The sequence below is a fragment of the Stappia sp. genome, assembly GCF_048261845.1.
Classification (GTDB): Bacteria; Pseudomonadota; Alphaproteobacteria; order Rhizobiales; family Stappiaceae; genus Stappia.
In genome coordinates this window covers 58,205-78,275 of record NZ_JBLXFR010000013.1, presented here as the reverse complement: position 1 = coordinate 78,275, position 20,071 = coordinate 58,205, and the positions used below count along the sequence as shown (strand labels likewise).

13 protein-coding genes are annotated in these 20,071 nt (G+C 67.7%); 10 read left to right on the top strand and 3 right to left on the bottom strand.

Going from position 1 to position 20,071, the window contains the following annotated elements; genetic code table 11:
* Positions 1 to 132: 132 nt before the first annotated feature.
* The 5 genes from dctP to ACN0T5_RS07950 all read left to right on the top strand — a co-directional run bounded on the left by dctP (position 133) and on the right by ACN0T5_RS07950 (position 5,948).
* Positions 133 to 1,137, top strand: a complete 1,005-nt coding sequence (gene dctP / locus ACN0T5_RS07970) for a TRAP transporter substrate-binding protein DctP (RefSeq protein WP_417768086.1) — start codon at positions 133 to 135, stop codon at positions 1,135 to 1,137.
* A gap of 140 nt (positions 1,138 to 1,277) precedes the next feature.
* Positions 1,278 to 1,763 (top strand): TRAP transporter small permease subunit, encoded by a 486-nt coding sequence (locus ACN0T5_RS07965; protein WP_417768085.1) that lies wholly within the window; start codon positions 1,278 to 1,280, stop codon positions 1,761 to 1,763.
* Complete coding sequence (locus ACN0T5_RS07960; RefSeq protein ID WP_417768084.1) at positions 1,760 to 3,076, top strand: TRAP transporter large permease; 1,317 nt, start codon at positions 1,760 to 1,762, stop codon at positions 3,074 to 3,076. Before ACN0T5_RS07965 ends, ACN0T5_RS07960 begins: the two co-directional genes overlap by 4 nt.
* Entirely contained in the window at positions 3,073 to 4,434 is a 1,362-nt protein-coding gene (locus ACN0T5_RS07955; protein WP_417768083.1) for a malonyl-CoA decarboxylase, read from the top strand. The genes ACN0T5_RS07960 and ACN0T5_RS07955 overlap by 4 nt, the downstream gene beginning before the upstream one ends.
* Positions 4,431 to 5,948 (top strand): malonate--CoA ligase, encoded by a 1,518-nt coding sequence (locus tag ACN0T5_RS07950; RefSeq protein ID WP_417768082.1) that lies wholly within the window; start codon positions 4,431 to 4,433, stop codon positions 5,946 to 5,948. The genes ACN0T5_RS07955 and ACN0T5_RS07950 overlap by 4 nt, the downstream gene beginning before the upstream one ends.
* Before the next feature lie 489 nt (positions 5,949 to 6,437).
* Here ACN0T5_RS07950 and ACN0T5_RS07945 read toward each other — a convergent pair whose 3' ends face one another.
* Together ACN0T5_RS07945 and ACN0T5_RS07940 are read right to left on the bottom strand one after the other, a co-directional pair.
* Positions 6,438 to 7,001, bottom strand: a complete 564-nt coding sequence (locus tag ACN0T5_RS07945; protein ID WP_417768081.1) for a rhodanese-like domain-containing protein — start codon at positions 6,999 to 7,001, stop codon at positions 6,438 to 6,440.
* Positions 7,002 to 7,149: 148 nt separating this feature from the next.
* On the bottom strand, positions 7,150 to 8,943 hold the full coding sequence (locus ACN0T5_RS07940; RefSeq protein ID WP_417768080.1) for a methyl-accepting chemotaxis protein: 1,794 nt from the start codon (positions 8,941 to 8,943) through the stop codon (positions 7,150 to 7,152).
* A 286-nt stretch (positions 8,944 to 9,229) separates the two neighbouring features.
* Between ACN0T5_RS07940 and ACN0T5_RS07935 the strand changes: the two genes are divergently transcribed.
* From ACN0T5_RS07935 to ACN0T5_RS07925, 3 genes are all read left to right on the top strand, one after another.
* Entirely contained in the window at positions 9,230 to 10,714 is a 1,485-nt protein-coding gene (locus tag ACN0T5_RS07935) for an ATP-binding protein (protein ID WP_417768079.1), read from the top strand.
* 226 nt (positions 10,715 to 10,940) lie between these two features.
* The gene (locus ACN0T5_RS07930) at positions 10,941 to 12,062 is read left to right on the top strand and encodes an efflux RND transporter periplasmic adaptor subunit (RefSeq protein WP_417768078.1); all 1,122 of its coding nucleotides are present in this window, start codon (positions 10,941 to 10,943) and stop codon (positions 12,060 to 12,062) included.
* Position 12,063: 1 nt separating this feature from the next.
* Positions 12,064 to 15,132: an efflux RND transporter permease subunit gene (locus ACN0T5_RS07925; RefSeq protein WP_417768077.1), complete on the top strand. Its 3,069-nt coding sequence runs from the start codon at positions 12,064 to 12,066 to the stop codon at positions 15,130 to 15,132.
* Positions 15,133 to 15,478: 346 nt separating this feature from the next.
* Here the strand turns inward: ACN0T5_RS07925 and ACN0T5_RS07920 are convergent, their stop codons facing one another.
* Positions 15,479 to 16,294 (bottom strand): IclR family transcriptional regulator, encoded by an 816-nt coding sequence (locus ACN0T5_RS07920; protein ID WP_417768076.1) that lies wholly within the window; start codon positions 16,292 to 16,294, stop codon positions 15,479 to 15,481.
* A gap of 233 nt (positions 16,295 to 16,527) precedes the next feature.
* On the opposite strand from ACN0T5_RS07920, the gene ACN0T5_RS07915 reads away from it, so the two are divergent.
* Entirely contained in the window at positions 16,528 to 18,087 is a 1,560-nt protein-coding gene (locus ACN0T5_RS07915) for a M81 family metallopeptidase (protein ID WP_417768075.1), read from the top strand.
* A 183-nt stretch (positions 18,088 to 18,270) separates the two neighbouring features.
* Positions 18,271 to 19,830: an ABC transporter substrate-binding protein gene (locus ACN0T5_RS07910; RefSeq protein ID WP_417768102.1), complete on the top strand. Its 1,560-nt coding sequence runs from the start codon at positions 18,271 to 18,273 to the stop codon at positions 19,828 to 19,830.
* Positions 19,831 to 20,071: the final 241 nt, after the last annotated feature.

Sequence of the window (20,071 nt, the reverse complement as noted above, 5' to 3'; positions counted from 1 at the left end):
GACTTGGATGCAGTCCGATGCTTGCCTGTGCCCAGACGGATAACCGCCGGCGGGGGGCCGGTCGTCATGCCGTCATGAGGACACGCAAGCCGGCGGCCGCGAAGAACGCCGATCGGCAGTGGGAGGAAAGACATGTTCAAGAAACTGACGAAGGCCGCTCTCGGCCTCACAACCGCGCTTGCCATCGCCGTGCCGGCAGCCCATGCGGCGGATGTCGTTCTCAAGGCCTCGCACCAGTGGCCGGGCGGCAAGGGCGACGTGCGCGACGAGATGGTCCAGATTCTCGCACGCGAGGTCGCCAAGGCCAATGTCGGGGTCGAGGTCAAGGTCTATCCGGGCCAGTCGCTGTTCAAGGCGAACGAGCAGTGGGGCGCCATGACCAAGGGCCAGCTCGACATCTCCGCCTTCCCGCTCGACTATGCGTCGGGTCGCCATCCGCAGTTCTCTGCGACACTGATGCCGGGTCTCGTGCGCAACCACGACCGCGCCGCCCGCCTCAACACCTCGCCCTTCATGGACGACATCAAGAAGATCGTGAACGATGCGGGCGTCGTGGTGATCGCCGATGCCTGGCTTGCCGGCGGCTTCGCCTCCAAGAAGCAGTGCATCACCTCGCCGGAGACCATGCAGGGCCAGGTGACCCGTGCAGCCGGCCCGGCCTTCGAGCAGATGCTTGTCGGCGCCGGTGCCTCGATCTCCTCGATGCCGTCCTCGGAAATCTACACCGGCCTGCAGACCGGCGTGCTGGATGCCGCCAACACCTCGTCCGGCTCTTTCGTCTCCTACCGCCTCTACGAGCAGACCACCTGCCTGACGGCGCCGGGCGCCAACGCGCTGTGGTTCATGTATGAGCCGATCCTGATGTCGAAGCGCAGCTGGGACAAGCTGTCCAAGGAGCAGCAGGACGCGATGATGGCGGCCGGCAAGGTGGCCGAGGAGTATTTCGCCGGTGAGGCCAAGGGTCTCGACGCCAAGATGGCCGAGGCCTTCAAGGGCGCCGGCGTCGAGGTCGTCGAGATGACCCCGGAGAACTATGACGCCTGGCTCGCGATCGCCAAGGAGACCTCCTACAAGAACTTCGCCGAAAACGTTCCCGGCGGCGAGGAGCTGATCGCCAAGGCGCTTGCCGTCGACTGATCCGGACCTGACCGGACGCCGGCCGGTTTCCGGCCGGCGTCCTCCGGATGCGACCGATATTCAGGACAGGCCCCGCCTGCAAGGGGCAGGCCCGCCGATGGCGGCTTTCCGCCCGCTGGCCGAAACCGGAACGAAGACAGATGTCCCTCTACATTTCAGCGGTCTCGGCCGTGTCGCGGGCGCTCGGCGTTGTCGCGATGGTGCTGACCGGCACGGCCGCGCTCGTCGTCACCCACATGGTGATCGTGCGTTACTTCCTCAACGGCTCGACTGTCTGGCAGACCGAATACGTGATCTACGCGCTGGTCGCGGCGACATTTCTCGGTTCGCCCTACGTGCTGCTGCACAAGGGGCACGTCAATGTCGACCTGTTCCAGCTGCGCGCCTCGCCGCCGGTCCGCCGGTTGCTGGAAACCCTGTCCGGCCTCGTCGGCATCGCCTTCTGCGCGCTGCTTGCCTGGTCGGGATGGGTCTATTTCCACGAGGCCTGGTCCTTCGGCTGGCGCACCAGCACCGTCTGGGCCATTCCGCTATGGATCCCCCTGCTGCCGCTGCCTGTCGGCGTCGGCATGATGGTGCTCCAGTACATCGCGGAAATCATGAAGATCCATGGAGGCGCGAAATGACGCCCATGCTCTGGGGCGCCGGCGTCCTTGTCGGGTTGCTTGGCCTGCTTGCCATCGGTACGCCCATCGCCTTCGCGCTCGGCCTCGTCTCCATCGTCGCGCTCATCCTTGCCGATGGCTGGGGCAGCGTGTCGATCCTCGGCGAGACATTCTTCGGCGGCCTTGCCTCCTTCGGCCTGGTGTCGATCCCCATGTTCATCCTGATGGGCGCGGCGGTGTCCTCCTCGCCCGCCGGCAAGGACCTCTACGAGGCGCTCGACCGCTGGCTGAACCGGGTGCCCGGCGGCCTCGTGCTGTCCAATCTCGGCGCCTGCTCGATCTTCGCGGCCCTGTCCGGCTCCTCGCCCGCGACCTGCGCGGCGATCGGCAAGATGGGCATCCCGGAGATGACCAAGCGCGGCTACCCGAACGAGATTGCCGCCGGCTCCATCGCCGCCGGCGGTACGCTCGGCATTCTCATCCCGCCGTCGATCACCATGATCGTCTACGGCATCGCCACGGAAACCTCGATCGGCCGCCTGTTCCTCGCCGGCCTGCTGCCCGGCGCCATGCTGACGGCGCTGTTCATGGCCTGGACGATCTACGACTGCCATCGCCGGGGCATCGGCCTCGACGCGCTTGGCCGGCGCTTCTCGTTCAAGGAGCGGCTGGAGGTGCTGCCCCGGGTGCTGCCCTTCCTCGGCATCATCCTGGCCATTCTCTACGTGCTCTATGGCGGCGTCGCGACGCCGTCGGAGGCGGCCGGCGTCGGCGCGTTGTTCTGCCTGATCTTCGTCGCCCTGATCTACCGCCTCTGGAAGCTGTCGCTCTACAGTTCGCTGTTCCGCGACACGCTGAAGGAAAGCGTGATGATCATGATGATCATCGGCGCCTCGGAACTGTTCTCCTTCGCGCTCTCGTCCCTGTTCATCACCCAGACCATCGCCGAGTGGATCGCGGCGCTGGACGTGAACAAATGGGTGCTGATGGCGATCATCAACGCCTTCCTGCTGTTCGCCGGCTTCTTCCTGCCGCCGGTCGCCGTGATCCTGATGACCGCGCCGATCCTTTTGCCGATCATCATCCAGGCGGGCTTCGACCCGTACTGGTTCGCGGTCATCCTCACCATCAACATGGAAATCGGCTTGATCACGCCGCCCGTGGGCTTAAATCTCTACGTGATCAACGGGATCGCGCCGAACATCACGCTCGGCGAGATCCTGCGCGGCTCGCTCCCCTATGTCGGCTGCATGGTCGCGGGGATCGTGCTCCTGTGCCTGGTGCCGGAGATCGCGCTCTGGCTGCCGAACCTGTTGATGGGACCCGCCTTATGAACCGCAGCAGCTTCTTCAACGACCTCCTTGCCTCGATCGCGGAACAGGGACGGCACCTGCTCGACCTGCGCCGCGAGCGCAACCCCAGCGGCCGGGCGCTGGGGGAGCTGTGCGAGGCGCTGCTTTCAGGGCGCGGCGAGGCGTCCGGCGTGGCGCTCGCCCGGGACGTGCTCGCCAGCTATGCGGCACTGTCGATGGAGGAGCGGGTGGCGTTTTTCCAGGAGCTGCACGAGCGCTTCGGCGCCGACGGCGGCAAGGTGGAAGCGGCAGCCCGGGCAGTGATCGAGGCACCCGGCGACGATGCGCGCCTGCGCCACCTGCACGCGGTCTCCGAACCGCGCCGGCAGGAGCTGATCCGCCGGCTGAACCTGGCGCCCGGCGGCACCTCGGCGCTCGTCAGGATGCGCAAGGACCTGATCGACGCGCTGCGCGCCAATCCGGCCCTGCGCGAGGTCGACCGCGACTTCGAGCACCTGTTCTCGTCCTGGTTCAACCGGGGCTTCCTGGTCATGCGGCGCATCGACTGGTCGACGCCGGCGGTGATCCTGGAGCGCATCATCCGCTACGAGGCGGTGCACGAAATCAGCGACTGGAACGACCTGCGCCGGCGCATCGACCTGGCCGACCGCAGGCTCTATGCCTTTTTCCATCCGGCGCTGGTCGACGATCCGCTGATCTTCGTCGAGGTGGCGCTGACCCGGGACATCCCCGGCGCGATCCCGCCGATCCTGGCGGAGGACAGGGACGAGCTTGCCGCCGTCGAGGCGGGCACGGCCGTCTTCTATTCGATCTCCAACTGCCAGGAGGGCCTGCGCGGCATCTCCTTCGGCAACTTCCTGATCAAGCAGGTGGTGGAGGAATTGCGCCGCGACCTGCCCAACCTGAAAACCTTCGTGACGCTGTCGCCGGTGCCCGGCTTCCGCTCCTGGCTGACATCGGCGCTGAAAAGCGGCGAGCCGGCCCTGCCGGCGCTGGTCTCCGACGAATTGCGCGAGATGCTCGCGGCAGGCACGGACCAGCCGTTGCCCGAGACCGCGCGCGAGCCGCTCAGGGCGCTTTGCGCGCATTACCTGATGCGTGAAAAACGCGGCGGCCAGAAGCCGCTCGATCCGGTCGCCCGCTTTCATCTGGGCAACGGCGCGCGGCTGGAGCGGGTCAACTGGAACGCCGACCCCTCGCGCAACGGGCTGCGCCAGTCCTACGGGCTGATGGTCAACTATCTCTATGATCTCGGCGATATCGAGAAGAACCACGAAGCCTTCGCGGCGAATGGCGCGGTGGCTGCCGCCAGCGGTGTCACGCGCTTGCTGAAATCCGTTCCCGAACAGAAAAAACAGACACCGGATCCCGTCGCATGACGCAAGAAAACCATCTCTTTTCCCAGATCCTCTCGGCTGTCCGCGACGAAGCGGCGCCCTTCCTGGAGACGCCGGCCGGCGAGGTCACGACCTATGGCGGCCTCATCGGGCGCTCGGCCGCCTTCGCCAACGCGCTTGTCGCGCTGGGCGTTGCCCCCGGCGACCGCGTCGCGGTGCAGGTGGAGAAATCGCCGGAAGCCCTGATGCTCTATCTCGGCACGGTGCGCGCCGGCGCCATCTTCCTGCCGCTCAACACCGCCTATACCCCGGCGGAGATCGACTATTTCGTGGGCGACGCGAAACCGGCGCTGCTGGTCTGCGATCCGGCACGGATGGAGGCGCTGAAGGGCGTTGCCGAAAAGGTCGGCGCCAGGGTGGAAACGCTCGATGCCGAGGGCAGGGGGAGCCTGCGCGAACGGGTCGATGCGTGCGCGACGACATTTTCCGACATCGCGCGCGGGCCCGACGACCTGGCCGCCATCCTCTACACGTCCGGCACGACGGGCCGCTCGAAGGGGGCCATGCTCTCCCACGAGAACCTCGCCTCCAACGCAAGGGTGCTGTGCGACTACTGGAAGTTCACCGACAAGGACGTGCTGTTGCACGCGCTGCCGATCTTCCACACGCACGGGCTGTTCGTCGCCACCAACGTGACGCTGCTGGCCGGCGGGTCGATGCTGTTCCTGCCGAAATTCGACCTTGCGGACGTGTTGCGGCTGATGCCGCGCGCCACCACGATGATGGGCGTGCCGACCTTCTATGCGCGGCTTCTCGGCACCGACGACTTCACCCGGGAGCTAGCCGCCCACATGCGGCTCTTCGTCTCCGGCTCGGCGCCGCTGTCGGCAGAGGTGCACAAGGCCTTCAGCGCCCGCACCGGCCACGCGATCCTCGAGCGCTACGGCATGACCGAGACCAACATGAACACGTCCAACCCCTATGAGGGCGACCGCCGTCCGGGGACGGTCGGCTATCCGCTGCCCGGCGTGGAGCTGCGCATCGCCGACCCCGACAGCGGCAAGGTGCTGGCGCAGGGCGAGGTCGGTGTGATCGAGGTGAGGGGAGCGAACGTCTTCAAGGGCTACTGGCAGATGCCGGAAAAGACCGCCTCCGAATTCCGCGCCGACGGCTTCTTCATCACCGGCGACATGGGCCTTGTCGATGATCGCGGCTACGTTGCCATCGTCGGCCGGTCGAAGGACCTCATCATCACCGGCGGCTTCAACGTCTACCCGGCCGAGGTCGAGGCGGTGATCGACGAGATCGAAGGCGTTGCCGAAAGCGCCGTCATCGGCGTGCCGCACGCGGATTTCGGCGAGGGCGTCGTCGCCGTGGTGGCGCCGCACAAGGGCGTCTCGCTCGATCCCGACGCGGTGATCGCGCCGCTCGCGAGCAAGCTGGCGAAGTTCAAGCAGCCCAAGCGCGTCCACGTGCTTCCCGAGCTGCCGCGCAACACGATGGGCAAGATCCAGAAGAACGTGCTGCGCGACATGTACAAGGACACGTTCGGCTGAGGGCATTTGGCGGGGCGGGCAATCGCCCTGCGCCCCGAGGCTGTCGTCAACCGCCCTGTCCGGTTCGGAAGGTGGCATTTCTCCCGGCCGTCATCCCTGGCCGGGGGCGGAGCCGGAGAGCCGGAACCGGTTGATCCCCGGCGGGAGAGAAGCGCGAGCGCTTGCCTCCCCACGGCCGTCATCCCGGCCGCTGGCGAAGCCGGAGAGCCGGGAACCATTGGCAACCCCGGCAGGCGTGACGGTTTCCGCCGGCCTCGGCGGACCGGTGTGCGGTCGCCGCGTTTGTGTTGCTCTCGCTCCGGGAACGAATGGCCCCCGGGTCGCGCTGCGCTTGCCCGGGGTGACGGCCTGAGGGTGGGGTGGCGTTGGAGGACCGGAACCGGTTGATCCCCGGCGGGGACGTCACCGGAGTTCGGGCGCGGCCCCGGGAACAGGCGCGGGCCCGCGCCTTCAGCCCGGCTTGACGCAGATCGGGCTTTTCCGCCCGCCTCAGAACAGGTTTTCGACCGTGGTCAGGCCAAGCACCGTCCAGTCCTGCATGCCGCCGCGATAGTAGTGGATCTTCGTTGCCGGGAAGCCCTCGCGCACCATCGCCCTGATCGCCTGCGGGCTCTGGCCGCAGGCCGGGCCGTTGCAGAAGGCAAAGACATCGAGCGCGCCCGTACAGTCCCAGCTGCCCTGTCCGCCGCTGCAGCCGAGCTCGTCGAGGCGCATGGCGACCTCGGTATAGGGAATGTGGATGGATCCGGGGATCGTCGACTTCACCCGCCACTCGGTGGTGCGCATGTCGACGACGCGGGCGCTCTCGTCCTGCAGCGCCGCCAGCACCTCCAGCTCGCCCGCCGCATGCACGCCCGGGACCGGGATCATCGGCTGCAGCACCCCGCCGATCAGCTGCACCTCGTTCTTCTGGCGGGTGATTTCCACCGCGCCGTCCTCGGTCTGGATCGTGATCGAGGTAACGTCCGGCCCGATCTGCAGATCCTCGGCGGCAAGAAGCGGAAGCGGCGCGGCGGCAAGGCCGACGGCACACAGGGCAGTCAACAGGCGCATTCGATATCCTCCCGGGTGGGCCGCCATGTGCAGCCTCTCGTTACACATGCATGATTTCGAATGTGACGGGGAAAAGCAAGCGCCATCGTCGGCCTTGCCGCGCGCCCCTGGCGGCCGGGGGAACGGTCGCCCGGCCGAGGCGCGCGGTTCAGCCGTGAGGGCGGCGGGCGGGCGCGGGCTTGCCGGTGTGACGCTCCGCGTCCTTCAGCTCATCGGCCAGCACGCCGGCGAACCGGTCGAGCGCCGCGAGCACCTGGCGGCTGGCGACCTCGAGTTCGCCAAGATGCGCCGCCGTCCCGTCGGGATCGCCGGCCGCATGCGCCTCGAGCGCCGCGCGGGCGCTGTCGTGAACCTTCCGGTGCGGCTCGTCGATGGCGAGGCAGGCAGGGTGGGCGCGGATGCGCTCGTCGGTCACGGCCTCGTGCCAGCGGCCCAGCCGGCAGCCGTGATGGTCGGGCAGGGACTGCGCCGTCCAGTCGTCGCGGCCCAGGATCGTGTCGACGACCCGCTTCTTGAACAGAACGTGGTCGATCTTCGCCATCTCGCACAGCGAGCGGTGCGACCCTTCGTCGAACCAGTTGCGGGCATTGGCCTCGAAGCGCTTGTTGCTGGTCTCGAGGGTGGTGCTCATCGACAGGAGCTGGCTGTCGTTCTCGACGGCAAGGTCTGCAACGCCGGTGATGCTCTGCGCGATCTCCTGGCTGGCATCCTTCTGCTGCTGCAGGATCGCGGAAATGTCCTGCATGCGTCCCGACACTTCGGCGATCTGCGTGCCGATCGAGACCATGCGCTCGTTGGCACCTGCGATCGTCTGCTGGCCGCGCTCCACCGCTTCCCGCGATCCGGCGATCGACTGCTGGGTTGTCACCATGCCGGCCTGCAGCGCGGCGATCCGCCGGGTGATGTCGTCGGTTGCCTGCGCCGCCTGGGTGGCAAGGCTCTTCACCTCGCTGGCGACGACGGCGAAACCCTTGCCGGCCTCGCCGGCGCGGGCGGCCTCGATCGTTGCGTTGAGCGCCAGGAGGTTGGTCTGGTTGGCGATGCTCTCGATCACCGACAGGAAGTCGCCGATCTGCTCGGATGCCTTGTGCAGGTCTGCAAGGTTCTGCGCGCTTTCCTGCGAGGCGGAGGCGATATCGGCCATGCGGCCGGAGACGTCCTGCATGGCGCGCAGGCCCTCCGCCACGGCCTCGTTGGTGGCATCGGCCATCCGCGCCGCGCCGTCGCTGTTCTCGGCGATCTGCTCCACCGAGGTCACCAGTTCCGCCGCCGCCGCCGAAATCGCCTGTCCGCCTTCGCGCGCCCTGCGCGTGTTGCGCGACAGCGTCGCCATGCTGACCGCGACGTCGTTGATGTCGGAAACGGTGCCGGCCAGGCTCTTCAGCGAGGCCAGCTCGGTGTCGCGCCGGTTCTCCTCGGCGCGCTGGCCCAGCACGCCGGTCTCGTAGGCGTCATAGGAGACGATCATGTCGAGGAAGGCGCGGGCGACGAGCGTCTGCAGCGCGCCGGCGAGCCGGCCCGGGCTGAGGCGGTGATGGCGGGTCACGGCGGGAATCGCCTCGACCAGCAGCCGGCCATAGGAGGCGAGATACCATTTCGGTTCCAGCCCGATGCGTACATGCGCGTCGCCGATGCGCTTGGCGCGGGCCTCGAACTCGGCATCGGGCGGGTTGTTGAAGATATGATCCCAGTGGCCCATCTGGGCGCCCTTGAGACGGGCCACCTGATTGTCGGAACGGCCAAGCTTGTCGGCAAGCTCGGGAGTGTCGCGGATCGATGCGTAGAAGGCATCGAGAATGTCCGGCATCGCGGGCTTCAGGTTGCGCCAGAGCGCGCGGGCCTGTTCGACATCGAACGTGTCGGCACCAATGAAGCGGGCGATCTCCTGGCTGAGGCCTTCCTTTTCCGGCTCGCGGCCGGACTTGCGTGCAACTGGGGTCATGGTCGTTCCTTGGGGAGGCAGGCGTGTGTGGGGCACGTTTCGGCGTGCCGGGTAAACAAGGCGCTAACAGTTCTCGATCAATGAATGTTTTGGGGGACTTGCCGTCGCGGCGTCCGGAACTGTCCCCTGTTTCCGTCCGTTTCCGCGACACCGTCTTTGGCGGGAGGGGCGAATCGTCGATAGTAGAGGAAAGCGACCCTGCGGATGATCTGCCCTGGCGCGGCGCGCGTGACGTTGTCATGCGCGTTCGGGGCATCCATTTCGACCACACGAGACCATTGCGAGAATGACAGTCAGTATCGACATGGGCGAGGTGAGGGGCGTCGGGCCGTCCGCGCCCTGCACCTTCGACCTGGAGGAGTTGCTTGCCACACGGCTTCTGGTCCAGGGCAATTCCGGATCGGGTAAATCGCATCTGCTGCGCCGGCTGCTCGAACAGAGCGCCCCCTGGGTGCAACAGGTGATCATCGATCCGGAAGGCGACTTTGTCACCCTGTCCGACCGGTTCGGCCATGTGGTGGTCGATGCCGCCGGAAGCGAGCGCGATCTCGCGGTGATCGCGGCCCGTGTGCGCGCGCACCGCGTTTCCGTCGTGCTCAACCTGGAAGGGCTTGAGCCGGATCGCCAGATGAAGGCCGCGGCGGTGTTCCTGAACGCGCTGTTCGAGGCCGAGCGCGACCACTGGTATCCTGTGCTTGTCGTCGTCGACGAGGCGCAGCTCTTCGCGCCCGCCGCCTCGGGCGACACCGGCGAGGAGGCGCGGCGCGTGGCGCTCGGCGCCATGACCAACCTGATGTGCCGTGGCCGCAAGCGCGGGCTGGCCGGGGTGATCGCCACCCAGCGCCTGGCGAAACTCGCCAAGAACGTCGCCGCCGAAGCCTCCAACTTCCTGATGGGCCGGACGTTCCTCGACATCGACATGGCGCGTGCCGCCGACCTGCTCGGCATGGAGAAACGGCAGGCGGAAGCTTTCCGCAATCTCGACCGGGGGCACTTCGTGGCGCTCGGCCCGGCCGTCTCGCGCCGCCCGATGACAGTGCGCATCGGCGCGGTGGAAACCACGGGGCGCGGTGGCGGACCGAAGCTGACGCCGCTGCCGCAATCCCGTCCCGAGGAACTGCAGGACCTCCTGTTCCAGCCGGCAAGCACCGGCGAGCGCAGTGCGGCCGAGCGTCCGCCGGCGCCGCAGGTGGTGCCGGCCTCCGAGGTGCTGGAGCGGCTGACCCGGCAGGCGGCGGCGCGCGAGGCGGCGGTCGAGGCCGAGCCGCTCGACCGCGAGGCGCACGAGAAGTCGGTGGCGGCGCTGATCGCCGAACTGCTTGGCGATGGCGAGGCGGCGTTCCAGCCGGTTGCCGCGCTCTATCAGGATTTCCTCGTGCGCTGCCGCATCGCCCGCCTGCCGGGCCGCCCGCCGGAACTGGCCGAATTCCGCCAGCGCGTGGCGCTTGCCCGTGCCGGTGTCGAACCGAGCGATGTCGATCCGGCCGTCTGGTCGGCGGCGGAGACGGTCGCGGCCAGCCTTCCGGAGGAGATGCGCGGCGTCTACCTGCTGATCGCCAAGGCAGCGCTTGAGGGCAGGGTCTGCCCGCCCGACGCGGAAATCGCACGCGCCTATGGCACCCGCTCGCCCGGGCGGGCGCGCTGGCTGCTGACCCATATGGAGGAGCAGGGCGTGCTGGTCTGCGTCAACGACCTGCGCGGCAACCGCATCGTCACGCTGACCGATCTCGACTGCCAGACGGCCGCTCCCGGCACCCGCGCCGCCGGCTGAGCCTGCGCCGCCGGAGCCTGCGAGGAACAGGCGCGAAACCGTGCAAGTGCCCGGTGTTTCACCTTGTCAGTACTGACGCTGCTATCTATTCTTGACGCATGGTTTCACGCATGTGCGGCAACCGCCCGGGAGCAGGCAGCACCCCGGGACGAGGAGCGCCAGGCGGCAAACCGCTGAACAGGTCCCGCCGCGATTAACGGCCGGCCGGCGTCGAGGTTGTCCGACAATGCGCTTGTGGAATTTGCCTGCCCTTGGCACAGCCGGTCTTGCCCTGGTCCTCGCCGGAGGCGTTGTCTATCTGAGCCAGTCCGGCGGCGCGGTTTCGATCGCCTCGCTCCTGCCGGCCTCGGCCTCGACGGAGCCTGCGCGCGGAGCGGGCGGCGAGAAGCGCCGGCCCGCGATTGCCGTCGAGACGGCGCCGGTCAGCATCCACGACATCGTCGCGGACATCCGCGCCTTCGGCACCCTGGTCGCCAATGAATCCGTCGTCATCTCGCCGGAGATCGCCGGGCGGGTCGCGCGCATCGCCTTCACCGAGGGACAACAGGTGAAGGCCGGCGACGTGCTGGTGGAACTGGATGCGGATATCCTCAAGGCAGAACTCGACAAGGCGCACTCCGAGGTGTCGCTCGCCGAGGCCAATTTCGAGCGCGCCCGCAAGCTCGCCGAGCAGGGCAGCGGCACGTTGCGCGCCCGCGACGAGACCGCGCAGGCCCGCACCGCCGCGCAGGCCAACCTGTCGCTGGCCGAGGCACGCCTGGCCAAGACCTCCATCGCGGCGCCGTTCGCCGGCACGGTCGGCTTCCGCACGATCAGCGCCGGCGCCTATGTCAGCCCCGGCGACCGGATCGTGGAACTGGCCAGCACCGATCCGCTGAAGGTCGAGTTCCGGGTGTCGGAAACCCATCTGGCGAAGCTCGACACCGGGCTCTCCGTGCAGGTCTCCGTCGATGCGCGGCCCGGCGAGGAGATCGCCGGCAAGATCACCGCCATCGATCCGATCGTCGACGTTTCGGGGCGTGCCATCCGCTTGCGCGCGGAGGTGCCCAATCCCGACGGCCGCCTGTCGCCGGGCCTGTTCGCCCGCATCCGCATCGTCATCGAGGAACGGCCCGAGGCGCTGCTCGTGCCCGAGGCGGCGATCTTCCAGGACGGCGGACGGCTTTATGTCTACCGGGTCGAGGAGGGCCGCGCCGTCAAGACGCCGGTCGAGATCGGCCTGCGCCGGCCGGGAGATGTCGAGATCACCGGCGGGCTGACGCGCGAGGCGGTGGTCGTCACCGCCGGACAGCTGCTGCTGCGGGACGGCGCCACGGTCGACATTGTCGACGGACCGCAGGGCTCCTGACATGAACCTGCTCGAGTTCTTCGTCCGCAAGCCGGTCTTCGCCTCCGTCGTCAGCCTGATGATCGTGCTGCTCGGGCTGGTCTCCTTCTCGCGGCTGTCCTTGCGCGAGTATCCCAATATCGATCCGCCGGTCGTCTCGGTACGCACCGACTATCCCGGCGCCAGCGCGCAGATCATCGAATCCCAGGTCACCCAGGTGCTCGAGGGATCCATCGCCGGCATCGGCGGCGTCGAGATCCTGGAAAGCCGCTCGCGCCCGGAATCGAGCCGCATCACCGTACGCTTCCTGCTTTCCGTCGATCCGGACGAGGCGGCCAACGACGTCCGCGATCGCGTCAGCCGCGTGCGCGGCCGCCTGCCCGACGAGGTCTCGGAACCGGTTGTCTCCAAGGTCGAGGCGGACGCCCAGTCGATCATCTTCATCGCCCTGACGAGCGACCGCGACAGCCCCATCGAGGTGTCCGACTACGCCGACCGCTATATCAAGGACCGCTTGCAGAACCTGCCGGGTGTTGCCGAGGTCAACATCTTCGGCGAGCGCCGCTACGCCATGCGGGTGTGGATCGACCGCACCAGGCTCGCCGCCTACGACCTGACCGTGCAGGATGTCGAACTCGCCCTGCGCCAGCAGAATGTCGAGGTGCCCTCCGGGCGGATCGAGAGTTTCGACCGCGAGTTCACGGTGCTCTCGCGCACCGGACTGACCACCAGCGAGCAGTTCCGCCGCATCGTGGTCAAGGATGCGAACGGCTTCTCCGTGCGTCTCGGCGATGTCGCGCGCGTGGCGGTGGGACCGGAGGACGAACGTCGCACGACCCGCTACAAGGGCGAAAACGCGGTCATCCTGGGCGTCGTCAAGCAGGCGACGGCCAACCCGCTCGATGTGTCGCGGGCGATGAACGAGGCGATGCCCGACATTCGCCGCGACCTGCCGGCGGGCATGAATGCCGACATTGCCTATGACAAGTCGATCTTCATCGACCGGTCCATCGAGGCGGTGTTCATGACCATCGCGGAGGCGGTGGTGCTGGTCGTTCTGGTGATCTTCTTCTTCCTGCGCTCGCTGCGCGCCACGCTGATCCCGCTGGTCACCATTCCGGTCTCGCTGATCGGCGCCTGTACGGTTATCTACGCGCTCGGCTTTTCCATCAACACGCTGACGCTGCTGGCCATGGTGCTGGCCATCGGCCTCGTCGTCGATGACGCCATCGTCGTATTGGAGAACATCCACCGGCACATCGAGAAAGGCATGAAGCCGGTGCGCGCCGCGATCACCGGCATCCAGGAGATCTCCGGCGCCGTCGTCGCGATGACGCTGACACTCGCCGCCGTCTACGCGCCGGTCGCCTTCGCCGCCGGGCGGACGGGCAAGCTGTTCACCGAGTTCGCCCTGACGCTCGCCGCAGCGGTGCTGATGTCCGGCCTCGTCGCGCTGACGCTCTCGCCGATGATGTGCGCCAAGCTGCTGCGCGAACACGAGACGCCGGGCCGCCTCTCCGCGGCGCTGGAACGCGGGCTCGACGCGGTCAACGAGGCGTATCGGCGGGTGCTGGTGCTTTCTCTCAAGGTTCGCTGGCTGGTGGTCCTGCTGGTCTTCGCGGTCGCCGGCGCGTCGTGGATGCTGCTGACGACGCTGAAGTCGGAACTTGCCCCGCTGGAGGATCGCGGCGTCCTGTTCCTGACAGGGTCGGCTCCGGAAGGTGCGACCATCGATTTCACCAGCCGCTACGGGCTGCAGGTCGAGCAGATCATCGGCGCGGTGCCGGAGGTGAATTCCTTTTTCGTCATCGCCGGTTCGCCGGAAGTCAACGACATCACCTCCTTCTCGCAACTGGCGCCGTGGGAGACGCGCACGCGCGGCCAGGTGGAGATCGGCGCCGAGCTGCAGCCGCAGATCCGCCGGGTTGCCGGCTTGCGGGCCTCGGTCAACAATCCCGGCTCCTTCGGCGTCAGCCCGCGCTCGCGTCCGATCGAGTTCATGATCCTCACCTCCGAGCCCTATGAGCGGCTCGACGAGATGGTCAATTCCTTCCTCGACGCGATTTCCGGGAACCCCAACCTCGTCAACATCAACAGCGATCTCAGCCTCAACAAGCCGCAGATCGAGGTCGAGCTCGACCGGGACCGGGTCGCGGATGTGGGCGCCGGGGTGCTGACCGTCGGACGGACGCTGGAAACCTTGCTGGGCGGGCGCAAGGTCACCCGCTTCAACATGAACGGCGAGCAGTATGACGTGATCGTCCAGGTCGACCCGTCCGACCGCCGCACGCCGGGCGACCTGCAGGACATCTATGTGCGCGGCCAGAACGGCGCGATGGTGCAGCTGTCCAACCTGATCAGCGTGCGCGAGAGCGTGTCGCCGAAGGAGCTGAACCGCTTCAACCAGCTGCGCGCCGCCAAGATCTCCGGCAACCTGGCGCCCGGCTATTCGCTCGGCGAGGCGCTCGACTATCTCGAGGCAACGGCGGCGCAGGTGCTGCCCTCGAGCGCCCGCACGGATTATGGCGGGGTGTCGCGTGAGTTTCGCCAGACGGGTTCGAGCCTCGTCTTCATCTTCGTGCTGGCGCTCGGCTTCATCTATCTGGTGCTTTCCGCCCAGTTCGAGAGCTTCGTCGATCCCTTCATCATCATGCTGACGGTGCCGCTCTCCATGCTCGGCGCGCTCTCCGCGATGCATTACACGGGCGGAACGCTCAACATCTACAGCCAGATCGGACTCGTGACGCTGATCGGCCTGATCACCAAGCACGGCATCTTGATCGTGCAGTTCGCCAACCAGCTTCAGGACGCGGGGCAGGGCCGGCGCGAGGCGGTGATCGAGGCGGCGGCGCTGCGCCTGCGCCCGATCCTGATGACCACCGGCGCCATGGTCTTCGGCGCCGTGCCGCTGGCGCTGGCCGGCGGGGCGGGCGGCGAGAGCCGTCAGGCGATCGGCTGGGTCATCGTCGGCGGCATGAGCTTTGGCACGGTGCTGACGCTGTTCGTGGTGCCAACCGCCTACACGCTGTTTTCCCGCGACCGCGCGAAGCGGCGCGCGGGTGGCGGTGCAAGCGCCCAGCCGGCGGAATAGGGCGGGCTGCCAGCCTCTCCGGGGTCATCCCTCCGCGCCCGAGTGTACGCAGGCGCTTGCCACCTTCTCAGGTGGTCATCCCGGATTTGATCCGGGATCCACTGGCAACCCCGGCAGGCGTGGTGCTTTCCATCGCTTGCAGACCGGACCGGTGTGCGACCGCAGCCCTTGGGCCGGGCCGCGGCCGCTGATGTCGGCGGGCCGGCGTGCGGCCGCCGCTTTTCCCTCGCTCCCGCTCTGGCAACGAATAGGCCCCTGGTTGCGCCGGGAGCTGGCTCTTCCCGATCCTCGCCATCGCCAGCCCGAGAGGCGGGCCACCGCGCGGCCGAGTGCCCGGAAGCCGGGTTTACGCGCGGCTGAGCGCGCGGGCGGTCGACTGGGCGAGGGGGCCGAATTTCTGGCAGAACTCCTCCGGCTGCCATTCCGACAGGGAGCCGGCGACATGGATCGCGGCGACGGGGCGCCTGTCCGGCCCGGTGATGGCGACGCCGAGCGCGATCTCGCCCGGCACCACCTCTTCCAGCGCGCAGGCATAGCCGACCTCGCGCGCCTCACGCACCTTCTCGCGGATCGCTTCCGGGTCGGTGATCGTGCGCATGGTGATCGGCCTGAGGTCGGAACGGGCGAGGATGTCGTCCACTTCGGCGTCGGTGAGCAGCGCCAGAATGGCCCGCCCGCCGCTTGCACAAAATGTCGGCACGGCGTGCCCGATAAGTGCCGCGAAGAAGGTCTCCCGCTTGCTCTGGTTGCGCGCCGCGTAGACCACGCGCAGGTCGTCGAACAGGCTCAGGTCGACACGCTCGTGCACATGCCGCCGCATTTCCTGCAGCACCGGCGTCGCCCGCTCCACCAGCGGATTGAGGCGCAGGTAGTCGAGCGAATGGTCGAGCAGGCGCAGGCCCGGCACGAAGCCCCGGTCCGTCATGTCACGTTCGATATAGCCAAGCTTGCGAAGGGTATGGACGAAGCGCTGGGCGGCGCTCTTGTCCATCTCCCCGGCCGCCGCGATCTCCGTCAGCGTCATCGGCGCGTCCGCCTGGTGGAAGGCGGAAAGCACCTGCATGGCGCGCGCGACCGAGCGCACGAAGAGGGGGTCGTTCCCCTGTTCCTCCGGTGTGCCGGCATCCGGGCGGGCTCGCGGCCACCAACCTGTCATTCGCATTCCCCAGTCCTGCACATGCTCATTAAACGGCATTGACTCGCCGTCTCGCTGAACCTTATCGTAAATAATAATACGAATGTATTGCAATATAATACACGAGGGTCGGTGTTGGTCATTCGCAGGGTTGCATCCTCCCGGGAACCGGGCCCGCTGGCGACACGGTTTACGAGTGTCACTTGCGTGCAGCGCGTCCCGGCCCGTCCGCCGGTGTCGCTTGCCGCGGGGTGCCTGTGATGACCCGCCGCGTCGCCCTTGCCGGTTTTCTCCATGAAACCAACACGTTCGCTCCCTCGCTCGCGACCATGGCGCATTTCGAGCAGGGCGGCGGCTATCTGCCGATCTCGCGCGGGGCCGAAATCCTGGACCGCTGCGGCGACGTCAATCTCGGCATCTCGGGCGCCGTCGCGCATGCCCGCAAGGCCGGTTGGGACATGGTCCCGATCCTGTGGACAGGCGCCATTCCCTCCGCCCATGTGACGCGCGAGGCCTATGAGCGGATCGCCGGCGAGATCGTCGGGGGCATCGCCGCCGCGCACCGTCTCGCGCCGCTCGACGGGGTCTGCCTCGACCTGCACGGGGCGATGGTGGCCGAGCATCTGGAAGACGGAGAGGGCGAGCTGATCGCCCGGGTGCGCGCGGTTGTCGGACCTCAGGTCCCGATCTCCGTCAGCCTCGACCTGCATGGCAACACGACGTGGCGGATGGTCGAGGAGGCCGATTTCCTCGTCGCCTTCCGCACCTATCCGCATGTGGACATGGCCGAGACCGGACGGCGCGCCGCCGAAGGGCTCGACCGGATCATGGCGCGCGGGCGGCCTTTCGAGAAAGCCTTCCGCCAGCTTCCCTTCCTGATCCCGATCCCCTGGCAGTGCACCTTCATCGAGCCGGCCAGAAGCCTTTATGCCGAGCTTGGAGCCATGGAGGGCGGCGAGGTCGCGAGCCTCTCTTACTGGATGGGCTTCCCGCCCCCCGACTTTGCCGAATGCGTCCTGAGCGTGCTTGCCTCCGGCGAGACGCAGGCGCCCGCCGATGCGGCCGCCGACCGGTTTGCCGCTCGGGTCATGGAGAGCGAGAGCGCCTTTGCCGGGCGTGCCTTCACCCCTGACGAGGGCGTTGCCGAGGCGATGCGCATCGCCGCCACCGCGACCCGGCCCGTGGTGATTGCCGACACGCAGGACAATCCGGGCGCCGGCGGGGATTCCAACACCACCGGCATGCTGCGCGCGCTGCTGCGCGGCGGCGCCAGCAACGCAGCGCTCGGCCTGATGGTCGATCCGGCCGCCGCCCGCGCCGCGCATGAGGCGGGCGAGGGCGCCGAGATCGCCATCGCGCTCGGCGGCCAGTCGAACGTGCCCGGCGACGCGCCCTTCGAGGCAACCTTCCGCGTCGAGGCGCTGTCGAACGGCGACCTGCACGCGACCGGTCCCTATTATGGCGGCACCCGCATGAATGTCGGGCCCTCCGCCTGCCTTGCCATCGACGGCGTCAGGATCGCCGTTGCCAGCCACAAGGCGCAGATGGCGGACCTTGCCATGTACCGCTTTGTCGGCATCGAGCCGACGCAGGCGGCGATCCTCGTCAACAAGAGCTCGGTGCATTTCCGCGCCGATTTCGACCCCATCGCCGAGACGGTGCTGGTCTGCACCGCGCCCGGCCCGATGCCGCTCGATCCGGCAAGCCTTGCCTGGACGCGGTTGCGGCCGGGCATGCGCCTGTCGCCCGGCGGCCCTGTCTTCGGCGATCCGGCAAGCGCGCCGTCAACGCCGTCCGAACTGCATGTCCTGGAGGGCTGACCCGCGAGGCAGTGGAGATCCCCGAGGCGTGCGCTGAAAGCCGGGCAACGATCCGGCCAAGAACGAAAAGAAACGATTGCCTTAACCAGAAAGGGAAGCACGATGCTGCATCTTGAAGACATTGGACACGACACCAGGCCGGGCCGGACGTGGTCGGGCCGCGCCCGTACCGCGGTTGCCGGCATGCTGGCCGCCGCGCTGCTCGCGGGCACGGGCATGGTCTCGCCGGCCGTCGCCGAGGGCAAGACGATCACCGCCGTGATGCATTCGGGCCTGCGCGTCCTCGACCCGATCATCACCACCGCGCATATCTCGCGCAACCACGCCTACATGATCTATGACGTGCTCGTCGCGGTGGACGAGAACTTCAAGCCGCAGCCGCAGATGGCCGACTGGACCGTTTCCGACGATGGTCTCGTCTACACCTTCACCCTGCGTGACGGCCTCAAGTTCCATGACGGCGCGCCGGTCACCTCCGCCGACGCCATCGCCTCGCTGACGCGCTGGGGCAAGCGCGATTCCGGCGGACAGCTGATCTTCGACATCACCGAGAGCCTCGAGGCCAAGGACGACAAGACCTTCGCCTGGACGCTGAAGAGCCCGTTCCCGGCGCTGCTCGACACGGTCGGCAAGCAGTCGGCCCTGCCGCCCTTCATCATGCCGGAGCGCGTCGCCAGCGGTTCCGCCGACCAGGCGGTCACCGACTACACCGGCTCCGGTCCCTTCATCTTCGTCGAGGAAGAGTACCAGCCGGGCGTTTCGGTCACCTATCGCAAGAACGAGGACTATGTCCCGCGCGACGAGCCGGCGAGCTGGATGGCCGGCGGCAAGGTGGTCAAGGTCGACGAGGTCAAGTGGGTGACCATGCCGGACGCCCAGACCGCGATCAACGCCATCATGTCGGGCGAGATCGACTATATCGAGCAGGTGCAGATCGACCTTCTGCCGATCCTCGCGAGCAGCGAGGACGTCACCGTCGAGACCCGCGACGATCTCGGCTACCAGACCATCGGCCGGATGAACTTCAAGCATCCGCCCTTCGACAACAAGAAGGTCCGCCAGGCCGCCCAGATGGCGCTCAGCCAGGCCGACGTGCTCGGCACGCTGATCGGCAACCCCGACTACTACACGGTCTGCGGCGCGATCTTCGGCTGCGGCACGCCGCTCGCCGACGAAAGCGGTGCGGAGACGCTGATCTCCGGCGGCGACGTCGAGGGCGCCAAGAAGCTGCTGGCCGAATCCGGCTATGACGGGACCCCGATCGTCCTGATGCAGCCGACCGACGTCGTCAGCCTGACCGCGCAGCCGGTGGTGGCCGCACAGGCCATGCGCAATGCCGGCTTCAACGTCGACATGCAGGCGATGGACTGGCAGACGCTGGTGACCCGCCGCGCCAGCCAGGCAAAGCCCTCCGAGGGCGGCTGGAACATCTTCTTCACCAACTGGCTGGTGCCGGAGATCAACTCGCCCCTGATCAGCCCGATGCTCAACGGCCGTGGCGACGCGGCCTGGTTCGGCTGGCCGACGGACGAGACGATGGAGGCCCTCAAGGCCGAGTTCATCGCCGCCGACACGCCGGAAAAGCAGAAGGAAGTGGCCTCGCGGATCCAGAAGCACACGCTCGACAACGTGCTCTACATCCCGCTCGGCCAGTATGCGTCCCCGCAGGCCCGCAGCAACAAGCTGACGGGCATGCTCGGCTCGCCGGTTCCGGTCTTCTGGAACATCGAGAAGGCCGACTGAAACGCGCCATGACGCGACCCGTCCGGCCCCGCGCCGGACGGGACATGCCCGGATGACAGGGCGGGGCGCGACGCGCCCTCGCGGCACCGGCGGGTTCGCCGGCCGGAGCCGCGTGCCCGCCGGGCATTGCGGCCGCCGTCCCACGGGCAGCGGCGACACCGAGAAGGGCCCCCGAACGGGGCAGGGCTCTCAAACGGGCTACAACGCCTCAAAGGACAGCGCGATCCGATGCTAGGCTATA